Genomic DNA, 13,036 nt, shown 5'->3' on the forward strand with positions numbered 1-13,036 from the left:
TAAATCAACTTTCTGTTTTGGGTATCTATATTATAAAAAATACTACGACTATAGTTGACTGAAGTCGTAGTTAGTGTTAAAATTTGTTTATAGAATTAATTATAAGGAGTGATAACATGGTTTGCTATAATAGTAAAGTTCTATTGAAAAATTTACCTGTTGAGGAAAATAATAATTTAGCTAATTTAAAATTTCATACTACTCCGGGTGGAATTAGGCTTATACATGCTTCAGCAACATTGATAGATAAAGAAGATTCAACTGACAAAGGGTTTAAATTTACTACAAAAGATTTTTATAATGCTATTGAAGACAAACCTTCTAGTAAATCCGATAAATTAAAGAAGATTTGTAAAGAGCTTTTAAGAGGATATTTTTCATTAAAAACTAAAGATAGTTGGAAGATATCACCAATGTTTTATAATATAGAATACGATGATGTTAAAGATAATGTTATGGTTCAGTTCCATGAGGCGTTAATTCCTTATCTTTCATGTGTAGGAACAAGTATTCAAAGTCAGGAATCCTTAAACAACATAATAAATTTTAAAAGCAAATATTCTATGATGATCTATAATATATGTAAGAAGAATATTAGCCCTTCAGATGATATTGCAGAAATGTCAATTGATGTAGAAGAGTTAAGAGCAAAACTTGGAATAAGTGAAAAGAAATACATAAAATACAATGATTTTAAACGTAAGGTCTTGGTTCAAGCCGAAAAAGAAATTAATGACAAAGCAGATATATCTTTTTGTATAGAAGAAGAAATTGTATCTCGTAAGGTTAAAGGAATTAAATTTAAAATAAAAAACAAACCTGTAAATACAGAAAACAATACGGAAGCTTAGATTTAAAATGAAATATTTAATGTTAAAAAAATCATAAAAAGGTTGCAGAAGCTAAAAAGCTTCTGTTTTTTTATTATAGGAGATAAGGTAATGGAAAATCCTGTTGGTACTGTGCTTAATCCTTTAGAGATGCCAGAAGGATGTGCTTTTGGTGACAGATACGACCAATGTATGCCTTCCTGTAAGAATCTATGCCTTCTTTAGTAGAACACGAAGACAGGCGTACGATGCTTTTTATATGAGTAGAAAGGGGTATGGAATTAACGTAGTAAAGCATATAAGCTATTCCAGTTCCTGACCCAAAAAGAAAAAAGAACAGAATTATACTAAAAAGCGATGTACCAAGTCAGATAAATCCTCTAAAAGGTTGTAGATTCCATACCAGATGCTTCAAATAATTAAAGTTAAATTAACAATGCCTTAAAATGTTGTTAAAAATAAATATATATAATGTAATCAAAGGGGAGGAGGATATATGAATATATTGAATTGTATACAAAACGGTGATACGTTTCTACTTAAGAGAATTAATATGTCTCTAAAATGTAAATCTTTAGATATCATTATGCCGTTAGCTACTTATTTAGCATCTAAAGTTTCATTAGTTATATTTTGTCTATTTACTGAATTAAATCCAGATCCTTTTATTCATTTACTTGGGGTAAAATGCACAGTTTCATTAATATTAAGTACTGTTGTTGCTCAAATATTTAAAAAGTCTGTAAGCAGAATTAGGCCGTTTTTAATAGTAAATAACCTTAATATAAAAAAGATTGGAATAGATGAATATTCATTTCCTTCTGGTCACACAACAGCAGCTTTTACTGTTAGTGCTATGATTTCGTTGTTCTATCCAACTGCAATATTTCTGTTAATGCTATTAGCGTGTCTTATTGGTGTATCCAGGATTTATTTAGGAGTTCATTATCCTTCTGATGTGTTTGCAGGTGCAATTTTAGGTACGATATCTTCTTTCATAGTTTTTTATCTAGTATAAATTATAGTAAAGTTTATGAGTATGATTAGAGTGTACATTTTTAAATTATAGAAGGGGTAAGGTGAAGTGAAATGTTTGATTATAGCAAACAGGGTTACTTGGTTATTAGTATGATTTTAATAGGAATCTTATACACAGCTGTAATTGCTAATACATCATGTAATTTAAATTACGACTTAAAAAGGCAAGCTAACATTTCTAGTAAATCTATCGTGATTATTAGTTTAGACAAGACTCCAGATGAAATAGCAAGAGATTCTGAAACTGCTGTAATTAATTCTATAGAACAAAATAATATTAGTAAAAAATAAAACTAAAGGTTGGTGTTAAAAATGAAAAATCTTAATATATGTATTGACATTGATGGAACAATTACTGATCCATATTTTTGGCTAAGTATTGCAAATAAATATTTTAATAAAAACATTACTATTGATAAAGTAACAGAGTATGAAATTGATAAAGTTATGGGAGTAACTAGAGAAGAATATTATGAGTTTTACAATAAAAGTAAATTTGAAATGCATAACGACGAAGTGAGATTGAGAGAAAATGCTAGAGAGGTAATAGAAGAACTAATACAGACAGATAATATATATTTTGTTACTGCAAGAGATAAAGATTTAGAGATGCTTACCTACTCTTACTTAAATAAAAATCGCATTCAATATGATGAAGTTTTTATCCTAGGAACTCATTATAAGGTTAATACAGCTAAAAAACTTAAATGCGATATATTTATAGAAGATTCTTATTCAAATGCTCTGCAGTTATCGGAGAATGGTTTTAAGGTTTTGCTTATTGATACTAATTATAATAGGAAACCTTTAAATGAAAATATAACTAGGGTGTTTAATTGGAATGAAATATATCAGATAATAAGAGAAATACCATTACATAGAAAAGCTATATAATGGTATTTTTTTTATTATAAATTTTATAAAACATTAATATAAGAGATATTGTAAATCATTTAAAGCTTACATTTAAAGGGAATGTAGAGGCAATAATAAACGATGATATAAACTAGACAAAGATTTTAAATTCATAACAGAGACTAGCAATAGTCTCTATTTTTATTAAACAAGAACATCTGATTTATTTGTAAAATGGTTTTAATTGCAATATAATCAAATTGTCAATATAATTTATGAATGTATTCGAAGTATAGGAAAGAATAAAATATGCAAATCAATAATAGTAGCACTGTCTAGTTAGAGGAGAAAATTATGGATAGCTTCAATCGCCAAATTATTAAAGATATAAATGAAGACAAAAATTTGTTTAAGGAAATGCTATCTCGCATTGATACATTAGTAGCATTGCTAAAGTTAGACGGAACCATTCATTTTATAAATTCAGCTTTTGAAAAGATAACAGGCGTTAAGATTAAGGAGAAGGAGTGTCAAAATATCTCAGAGTTTTTTGATAATAAATCTTTACAACTAGTAATTGAAGGTCTTAAATATGTAGCGAACTATAAAATTCCTTATGTCATAGAAAAACAGGTAATTTGTAAAGAGGATGATCAAGAATTGATTTTAAAAATCATTATGAATTATATTGAATTTAAAGAAAATGGATTCATTATGCTTACAGCAAATGATCTTACACATGAAGCTCAGTTGGCTAAGGTAAAAGATATCGTTATCCGACTAAATAATATGCTTTCAAAATATCGAAGTTTAGATGATTATTTTGATGATATACTTAAAAGCTTAGTAGAAGTTATACCATATGTAGAACTAGGAAGTATATTATTGCTAGACGAGAATGATTATATGACTATGAGAGCAAATGTGGGATATGACATTGACATGGCAAAGAACTTCAAACTTAAGTTTGAAGAAAGCTTTTTTTATAGATGTTGTGGAGAAAACACTACTAGACCTATTATAATTAATAATCTAGCATCGTATTCTATGGAAGGAGTTACAAGTGTTTTGGATAACATTCATAGAATTGAAGTAGCATCTTCACTTAGTAGCCCAATTATAATAGATGGAAAATTAAGAGGGCTATTAAACCTAGATTCATCTAGAGATAATATATTCAATAATCAAGATTTGGAAATTATGCAGTTTCTTATAGAACAAATATCATTGGTACTTACTTCGCATCAGTTGCTTAATCAAACGATTTACTTATCCAAGTTCGACCAGCTTACAGGTCTATATAATAGATGGTATCTTAATGACCTAGAGAACATTATTATACCGCATAGCTTGAGGTACAAGGAAGAATTTTATTATGTTATGATGGATATTAATAATTTGAAAATTATAAATGATATATATGGTCATATATATGGTGATGTTTATATAAAAGAGTTTGCTTTGCTTTTAAAAAAATATTCAAGAGAGACAGATATATTAATTAGAATTGGTGGAGATGAATTTGTTGGTGTTTATTTTCAAATAGATAAAGATTCCCTAATTGGTAAAATGAAAATCATTAACGAAGATTTAAAAGCTAGAATGGAGGAGATGGGAATCATTGAAAAATGTGGTTTTGCATATGGTTTTGTAAAATTCCCTGAAGAAAGTAAAGTCTTTGACGAATTTATTAAAATTGCAGACCAGCGTATGTATATGAAAAAGAAAGATATGAAAGAGCATTAATTTGTGGGGGGATGATTATGGTGGATGAATTAAAATGTATCCTTATTTGTGATGATCAATTTGTTGTTCATGAAACAATTAGTGCCTATTTAAAGGCTGAGGGATTTAGATATGAATCTGCGTATGATGGAGAAGAAGCAATTAAAAGGGCACTTGAAATAAAACCTGATTTAATAATTCTTGATATTATGATGCCTAAAATTAATGGTATTGAGGTATGCCGGGCAATTAGGAAAAATTCTGATGTACCAATAATAATGCTGACTGCAAAAGGTGAGGAAATAGATAAAATTTTAGGACTTGAGCTTGGTGCGGACGATTATATTGTAAAACCTTTCAGTCCTAGGGAAGTAGTTGCTCGTGTAAAAGCAGTGTTAAGGCGTAGGACATCTGGAGTAAAGAAAAATAGTCCAATTTTGAGATATGATGGATTGGAAGTAAACATTTCAACATATGAAGTGTATATTAATGGCAATCTGAGTCACTTGACACCTAAAGAAGTTGAAGTAATATATATGCTTGCATCACATCCTGGACAAGTATTTAGCAGGGAGCAGATTATTCATAATGTATGGAATACAGATTTTTTCGGAGATATAAGAAGTGTTGACACTCAAATAAAGCGTATACGTCAGAAATTATATTTCGAAAACATGAAATGGAGTATCAAGAGTATCTACGGAGTAGGATACAAATTTGAAGGACAGAGTACATAAAAAATGATTTTTTATATGAAATAATAATTATATGTTTGATAAGGGAGAGTTATCTTGAAAAAAAATATACTTATTCGTCAAATTCTTGCCTTGGTAGTGGGAACGATAGTTTTATATATAATAATTAATATACCAATATTCCTATTTATAACTAATAACATGTTCAAGGATATGCAGATACAGGATCTAAAGCCTCGAACTAAGGCAATATCAGAAATGATAACGACATATCAGAAGGAAGGTATATCAAATAGAGAACTTGAAGAAAAAATTAAGAGTTCTTATTCGTTATGGAACGATATTTTGTACATTTACGATAAAAATGGCAAGCTAACAATAAGAGTTGAGGGCAACACTGATGTAAAGATGAATAAGGATCAGAAATTACATATTGATAATGAAATTAGTAAAACATTTGAAAAATATCTACCAATGATTTTGTCAGGGAAGCATATTCAATCCAATGAAGGACTACTTACTTTGGTAGGAGAACCCATATTGGACAAAGGAGCTGTTGTCGGTGCGGTTTTTCTATCTAAACCTCCAGAAGAACTCAGAACTGCATTCTTTGGATTTAGGGGATCAGTATTGTTGAGTGCATTTGGTGTATTTTTACTTATGATATTTCCTGTTTATAAGGTAGCCAAACATATAACTAATCCACTTAAGGATATGCAGAGTATTGCTATGGAAATGGCCCATGGAAATCTAACATTAAAAGCGAATGAATCTTATAAAGGGGAAATCGGGGAACTTGGTCAATCATTAAATTATTTATCCAGCAAACTATCTGAGACAATATCAGATTTGAAAATTGAAAGAAATAGACTGAAACAAATTATCGATGGATTATCTGAAGGGATTATTGCAACTGATTCTAAAGGTAATATAACACATATTAACCCAGCAATTTTTGATGTTTTCAACACATCAAAAGAAAAGGAACCTATTGAAATCTTGCCAGTTAAGGAGATATGGGAGGATTTTGATATAGTTCTTTCAAAAGGATATGCAATAGCTAGAAATATAGAATGGAATCATAATATTCTTAGGGTTACCATATGCCCCTTAGAGGATGAAATGAATGAAATTGCTGGCGCTGTAGCGTTATTTCAGGATATAACTGCATTAGAAAGATTGGAGAAAACTAGGAGGGAATATGTGGCAAATGTTTCTCACGAATTACGAACGCCAATATCTGCGCTAAGAGCATTACTTGAAACCATCATTGATGGTATGGTTACAGATGAAGAAGCAAAAAAACGATATTATAATCATATGCTTCATGAGACAATGAGACTTTCAAGACTGATAAATGATCTTCTTACTTTATCAAGATTGCAGACAGATTCAATTTCTATAGATAATGAAGAGTTTGCAATAGGTGAAATTATGGCAAATGTGGCAGAACGATATTCTGTACTTGCTAATGAAAAAGGAATAAAGTTCTCTTTTGCACTTCCACCTGAAGATCTTGTTGTAATGAGTAACATGGATTTGGTTGAGCAGGTGATTATTATCATTCTTGATAATGCGATAAAATATACTAAAGCAGGAGGTAGTGTTTCACTTTATGCTGGTCTAGAAAGTAGTTCAGTAAAAATATCCGTAGCAGATACAGGTATGGGAATATATCCTGATGATTTGCCACATGTATTTGAAAGGTTTTATAAATCTGATAAAGCAAGGGTGTCCCAGGGAACAGGATTGGGTCTTGCTATAGCTTATGAGATTATTCATCAGCTGAATGGAAGTATTTTTGTGGATAGTATACCTGAAAAAGGAAGTATCTTTACGTTTACATTACCAATGACAAGTATTGATTAAATATGAATTATATTTTATGAACTGGCTATAACCTATTAAGGATTATAGCCAGTTTTTTTGACATAAACTTTCTTTTTTATGACACATTTCAGCCACAATTATACTGTACCATACAGTTAATAAGTGGTATGGGAGGGAAAATTATTGAAAGAGAACATAATTTTAGTTTGTATCACTGATATGGTAGATGGCGAAAAACTTATAAAAGAAGGACGCCGCATGGCAGACAAGGGGAAATTAAAGCTAAAGATTCTAAACATACAAAATAGCAAACAATCAAAAAATATTAAAGACACAAAGTTAGAATATTTGTTTGGTGTATGTAAATTTTTAGATGTGGATATGCAGGTTTATTGGGGAAATAATTTTAGTGATATAGTAATTAATTATATTAGCAGAAATAAAATTAATCAGTTGCTTTTGGGGAAAATTCCAAAATCAGAACAGGATAATTTTTTGTCAAAAGTGAAGAAAACCTTCCCGAGTATCCAGGTGTTCATTACAGAATGATTAACATTAGAAGGATAACCATGAAAAAATATCAACTCAAAATTAAATAATATCTTATGAGCATTTGATAGCTATAGGTGAACTATTATATTTACAGGAATTTGGATTTAAATGTGTAAGATAATTTTAAACCATGTCTTAAACAATAAAAAAGAAAATGGAGGCATAAAAATGATTAAGGGTTTAAAAATGAGTAAAAGAAAAACCATTATAACTATTCTAGTAATTGCAATTGTTCTAGTTGTTGGAAAAAACGCATTCTCAGGAAAAGCAAAGAAAACTACAGTTACATCTGGAAATAAGGTATCTGTTAAAACACAAAAAGTAGAAGAGGTTACAAGCGGTGCAAAGGCAAGCTTTAAGGCCTCTTTAGAAGCAGTACAGGAAGGTGCTGTAACAAATAAAGTTGGAGGAAAAGTTACGGAGGTGCTGTTTGAAAATGGACAAACAGTAACTGAAGGGCAAGCTTTAGTAAAATTAGACGATACTGATGTGAAAAATAATGTAGCATCGTCAGAGGCACAACTCACTTCTGCAGAAGCTCAATTAAAAGCTGCAGAGAATCAAGTAAATTCTTCAGAGTTATCTATGGATAAGATGCAAACAAGTTATGAATCAGCTAAGCGTGATTACGATAGAAAGAAAGCCCTTTATGATCAAGGAGCCATTGCTAAAACAGAATTTGAAAGTGCAGAGACTGCTCTTAAAAATGCACAGACAGATTTAAGCACAGCACAAAATAGTATAGAATCAGCTAAACTTAATATTGAAACACAGAAAGCTAATATAAATTCAGCACAGGTAAATCTAAATACACAACATAATACACAACAAAATACAACTATTACAGCTCCTATAAGTGGTGTTATGGACGGAAAAAATGTTAGTTTAGGTCAATATGTAAATATTGGGACGACTCTTGGAAAGGTAAAAAATATATCCAGTATAAATGCTGTTATACAAGTAAAAGATAGTGATTTATCATATATAAAAGTAGGTGGAAAGGCTACCTTAAAGCTTGATGGAGAAAATGCCAAGGAATATGAAGGTACTATTCAAAATATAGATGCTGTAGCTGATTCCTCCTCCAGAGTATTTACTTGTAAGATTGCAATTGATAACAAAAATGGTGAACTAAAGCCTGGTGTTTTTGGAAATGTAGAAATTGAAACAGGTAATACTAAAAAATCCATATCATTACCAACTCAGGCGCTAGGTGGTAGTGAGGGAAACTATTATGTTTTTATAAATAATAAAGGGGTAGCTAAAAAATCCACTGTGACTACAGGAGAGGTTAGTAAAGATAATGTAGAAATCAAGTCTGGAATAAAATCAGGAGATGAAGTCATTATTACTAATGTAAGTACATTATTGGAGGATGAGGCTATAACGGTAGTTTCTAAATAGGAGGTGAAATTATGTTTATTGCAAATCTAAGTATAAAAAGACCGGTATTCATCACTGTAATAATGATTGCAATGTTAGCTGTAGGTATAGTTTGTTATACAGGTTTACCAATTAACAATATGCCAGATGTAGATGCCCCTTATGCTTCAGTACAGATAACTGAAAATGGGGCTGCTCCAGACCAGATGGAATCAAAAGTAACCAAAAAGGTAGAGGACGCAGTAGCACAAATATCCGGAGTAAAGCATATTACTTCTACTATAACAGATGGTAATTCAAATACTTCAATTGAATTTTCACTTGAAACAGATTCTAATCAGGCATTACAGAATGTTAAAGATAAAATTGATAGCATTAAGGGACAATTGCCTCAAGATATAGATACTCCAGTTGTGTCAAAGATGGATATGAGTGCATCAGCAATTGTTTCTCTTGTTGTCATTAGTGATAATAAGTCTAATGGTGAATTATCTGAAATAGTTGATGATAAGATTTCAAAAAAATTAAATGCTATAAAGGGAGTAGGCTCTGTTACAGTTAACGGGAAGCAGGATAGAGAAATTCATATAAGATTAGACAAAAATAAGTTAGCTGCTTATAATATAACTTCTTCGGAGGTAACACAAAGTTTAGGCAATGATAATATTAATACCTCTAGTGGTAAGGTTTCTAGTGAAAATAAAGAAATTACTTTGAAAACTAATAGCACTATAAAAAACATAGATGATTTCAACAATGTTTTAATTGCAAAGCGAAATGGTGTGGAAATTAGAGTTAGAGATATAGCTACCGTGGAAGACGGATTGAAGGCGAAAAACAGCTTAACTTACTATAATGGAAAAGAAGCCATAGGTATAGATGTTGTTAAGCAGTCTGGAACTAATACAGTACAGGTGGCAGAGGATATTAAAAAGGGAATTTCTAGTATCCAGCAATCTTTGCCAAGTGGCGTAAAGCTTCAAATTGTTACTGATAACTCAACAGATATAAAAGATTCTGTAAATGATGTTAAAAGTACAATAATTGAAGGTTGCTTTCTTGCCATACTTATAGTTTTTATTTTCTTAAAGGAATGGAGAAGTACTTGTATTAGTGCTATCAGTCTTCCAGTAGCTATTATTACTACATTTATCGGATTAAAGCTTATGAACTTTTCCCTCAATATGATGTCTCTAATGGGATTATCTCTTTCTGTTGGGCTCTTAATTGATGATGCTATTGTTGTTATTGAAAATGTTTCTCGTCACCTGAATATGGGTAAATCCCCTATTCAAGCTGCAAAGGATGGTACGGCTGAAATTGGCTTGGCAGTTATGGCAACTACCTTCGCAGTAGCAGCAGTATTTACTCCTATAGCCATGGTTAGTGGTATGATTGGTAAGTTTTTTAAGCAATTTGGTCTTACTGTTGCTATTGCTGTGCTAATTTCATTATTTATATCTTTTACTCTAGTTCCTATGCTTTCATCAAAGTACTTGAGGCATGAAAAAGATAAAAAAATACCAATTGTTGGAGGTTTTTTAGATTGGTTTAATAAATACTTTGATAATTTGTCTAACATATATGCTAAAGTTTTAAAGGTATCCTTGAACCATAGAAAATTAACTATAATAATACCTATAATAATGTTCTTTGCTAGTCTGCTGTTAGCTACTCAGCTAAATACAAGTTTTATTACTGCATCTGATGATGGAAATATTACTGTGGAAGCCTCCCTTGATTCTGGAGGTACTTTAAATAACGCTTCAAACACTACAAAAAATATGGAAGCTATTATTAAGAAAAACTCATCAAATATAAAATATATATATTCTACAGTTCAATCTGGCAGTATAAATATTACAGTAAAATTAATAGATCAGAAAAAAAGAAAGGAATCTACTAAGGAAATAGCAAATAAAATCCATGATGATTTATCAAAAATGGCAGGAATTCAGTTAGCTGTTAATACAAGCACTGGAATGGGTTCAGGAAAATCAATTACATTCCATATACAAGGACAGGATTTTAATCAGGTATATGATTATGCTCTAAAAGCTGAAAAAGCATTAAAAAATACTAAAGGAGCAATAGATGTATCTCTTAGTTATAAAGCTGGACAACCAGAAGTAAAACTAGAAGTAGATAGAGATAAGGCTGCAGACTTAGGTGTAGATGCAAATTCTATTTCTAGAACATTAAGTGTCCTATTTAATGGTTCTACAGTAACTAAATTTGAAACTGATAAAGACAGATATGATGTTGTTGCAGAATTACAGGATGACCAAAGAAAAGATTTTGACAGTTTGCAGGGGATCTATGTGTCAAGCTCAGAAGGTAAAATGATTCCTATTGAACAAGTTACTAAAAAAGTTTTCACTACTGCTTCATCTACAATTAATAGATATGATAAAGCAAGAGAAATTAAGTTAACTGCAAATAATACTTCGGATGTTACTTCAGGAACGATTAATACGGAGTTTAATAAAAAATTAGAAAACGACCTTAAACCTCCAAGTGGGGTAACTACAGGTGCTGGTGGAAATCAAGCAGATATGGCAGACAGCTTTAAAAGTTTAGCTACTGCACTTGGAATGGGTATTTTATTTATATTCTTGGTGCTTTCAGCGAACTTTGAAAGTTTTATAGATCCATTTGCTATTTTATTCTCTTTACCACTAGCAATTATTGGTGCTGTCCTTGGATTATTTGTTGGCAACAAGGACCTGAATATAATGTCTGCTATAGGTGTTATAATGCTTATGGGATTAGTTACTAAAAATGCAATTCTGCTTATCGATTTTACAAAGCAAAAGCGTGCTGAAGGAGTAGAAATATCAGAGGCTATAATTCAAGCTGGACATACTCGTTTAAGACCAATTCTTATGACAACTTTAGCAATGATTTTTGGCATGATTCCTACAGCAATTGGTAGTGGGTCTAGTGCATCAACGCGGTCTCCAATGGCTTACGCAATTATTGGAGGATTAATTACTTCAACATTGCTAACACTTTTTGTTGTACCGTGTATATATACAATATTAGATGATTTGAAAGGATTTTTCGGCAAAAAGAACTTGAACAAATTATCAAAAACTGAAATGTATAGAAATAACTAGACACATTAATTACCAGCTACTTATTGGCAGGCAAGGCGGTAATATCAAAAATAATAAGAAAAGGAGATAATGAATATGGATATTAAAATTGGAGGAACAAATGACAGCGCCTATGAAAGTCTAAAGGCTAAGAATTCACAGAAAAATGCACAAAAAACTGATACGCAAGAGACTGTGGAAAAAGACAATAAAAGCATGAAGTCGGCAAATAATATAGATCTAGCAGCTAAATATGTTTCGTCCCAGGGAGATACTATAGAAATTAGTAGAGAAGGTGCAAGTGCATTGGAATCTTCTAAGATTAAGAATTCCCAAACAAATGTACAGGAAACTAATAATCCTCAGAAGGCTGAAAAAAGTCAGGAAGATGTAACGTCAATAAATAATACAGACCTAGCAACTAAATATGTTTCATCCCAGGGAGATACTGTAGAAATTAGCAAAGAAGGTGCAAGTGCATTGGAATCTTCTAAGGCTAATACTTCTGAAAATGCATCAAAGTCTACTGATGAGGATAGCAGCAGTAATGAATCCACAACAAATCTTTCACAATATACAGATTCAGAACTTAAGGAATTATATGCGAAAGGAAAGATATCAGCATCACAATATAATAGCGAATTAGCAAATAGAGGACAAGATTCATCTAATATAGATACAAGTCTAGAAAAATAGCAATAATTGGTGCTATTTTGCTTATCGATTTTACAAAGTAAAAGCGTGCTGAAGGAATAGAAAGATTAGAGGTTATAATTCAAGCTGGACGTACCCGTTAGAAGATATTGCTTTATCCTCTGAACAATCATTTTTAACATCAGGACAAATTGCAGATGCAACTTAAGAAGTATCAAAAAATGCTTTAGAACAAGCTGTAATAGCACAACAAATAGCAGAATATGCCAAGGGCCTTTCTGCCTCTGTTAAAGATTTGAAAGACAATCTAGATAAATTTGGATTCTAATAGAAAAGTATCAAAACGTATTTTATAGGGGCTGTCGCACTATAGATG

Annotated in this window: 11 protein-coding genes and 1 pseudogene; all 12 read left to right on the forward strand. The window is 31.0% G+C overall.

The genetic code is table 11. The annotated features are described in order from the left end of the window. The first annotated feature begins 116 nt into the window (after positions 1-116). Positions 117-851 (forward strand): replication initiation protein, encoded by a 735-nt coding sequence (locus tag I6U48_RS15980; RefSeq protein ID WP_218321467.1) that lies wholly within the window; start codon positions 117-119, stop codon positions 849-851. 281 nt (positions 852-1,132) lie between these two features. After that, positions 1,133-1,240 (forward strand): annotated as a pseudogene (locus tag I6U48_RS29755) (peptide ABC transporter substrate-binding protein); the annotation flags it as partial. Positions 1,241-1,326: 86 nt separating this feature from the next. Beyond that, positions 1,327-1,848: a phosphatase PAP2 family protein gene (locus I6U48_RS15985; protein ID WP_218321468.1), complete on the forward strand. Its 522-nt coding sequence runs from the start codon at positions 1,327-1,329 to the stop codon at positions 1,846-1,848. A gap of 71 nt (positions 1,849-1,919) precedes the next feature. Continuing rightward, positions 1,920-2,159: a hypothetical protein gene (locus I6U48_RS15990; protein ID WP_218321469.1), complete on the forward strand. Its 240-nt coding sequence runs from the start codon at positions 1,920-1,922 to the stop codon at positions 2,157-2,159. A 21-nt stretch (positions 2,160-2,180) separates the two neighbouring features. Further along, a complete protein-coding gene (locus tag I6U48_RS15995) occupies positions 2,181-2,762 on the forward strand; it encodes a 5' nucleotidase, NT5C type (RefSeq protein ID WP_218321470.1) in 582 nt (193 codons plus the stop codon). A gap of 315 nt (positions 2,763-3,077) precedes the next feature. Further along, complete coding sequence (locus I6U48_RS16000) at positions 3,078-4,469, forward strand: sensor domain-containing diguanylate cyclase (RefSeq protein WP_218321471.1); 1,392 nt, start codon at positions 3,078-3,080, stop codon at positions 4,467-4,469. 17 nt (positions 4,470-4,486) lie between these two features. After that, positions 4,487-5,185: a response regulator transcription factor gene (locus I6U48_RS16005; protein WP_218321472.1), complete on the forward strand. Its 699-nt coding sequence runs from the start codon at positions 4,487-4,489 to the stop codon at positions 5,183-5,185. A gap of 54 nt (positions 5,186-5,239) precedes the next feature. Next, a complete protein-coding gene (locus I6U48_RS16010) occupies positions 5,240-7,012 on the forward strand; it encodes a sensor histidine kinase (RefSeq protein ID WP_246615392.1) in 1,773 nt (590 codons plus the stop codon). A gap of 144 nt (positions 7,013-7,156) precedes the next feature. Beyond that, entirely contained in the window at positions 7,157-7,522 is a 366-nt protein-coding gene (locus I6U48_RS16015; protein ID WP_218321473.1) for an adenine nucleotide alpha hydrolase family protein, read from the forward strand. A 171-nt stretch (positions 7,523-7,693) separates the two neighbouring features. Then, positions 7,694-8,929, forward strand: coding sequence for an efflux RND transporter periplasmic adaptor subunit (locus tag I6U48_RS16020; protein ID WP_246615393.1), 1,236 nt, complete (start codon positions 7,694-7,696; stop codon positions 8,927-8,929). An 11-nt stretch (positions 8,930-8,940) separates the two neighbouring features. Then, on the forward strand, positions 8,941-12,027 hold the full coding sequence (locus I6U48_RS16025) for an efflux RND transporter permease subunit (RefSeq protein ID WP_218321474.1): 3,087 nt from the start codon (positions 8,941-8,943) through the stop codon (positions 12,025-12,027). Positions 12,028-12,102: 75 nt separating this feature from the next. After that, positions 12,103-12,702 (forward strand): hypothetical protein, encoded by a 600-nt coding sequence (locus I6U48_RS16030; RefSeq protein ID WP_218321475.1) that lies wholly within the window; start codon positions 12,103-12,105, stop codon positions 12,700-12,702. Positions 12,703-13,036: the final 334 nt, after the last annotated feature.

The sequence above is a fragment of the Clostridium thailandense genome, assembly GCF_019207025.1.
Lineage (GTDB): Bacteria > Bacillota > Clostridia > Clostridiales > Clostridiaceae > Clostridium_AM > Clostridium_AM thailandense.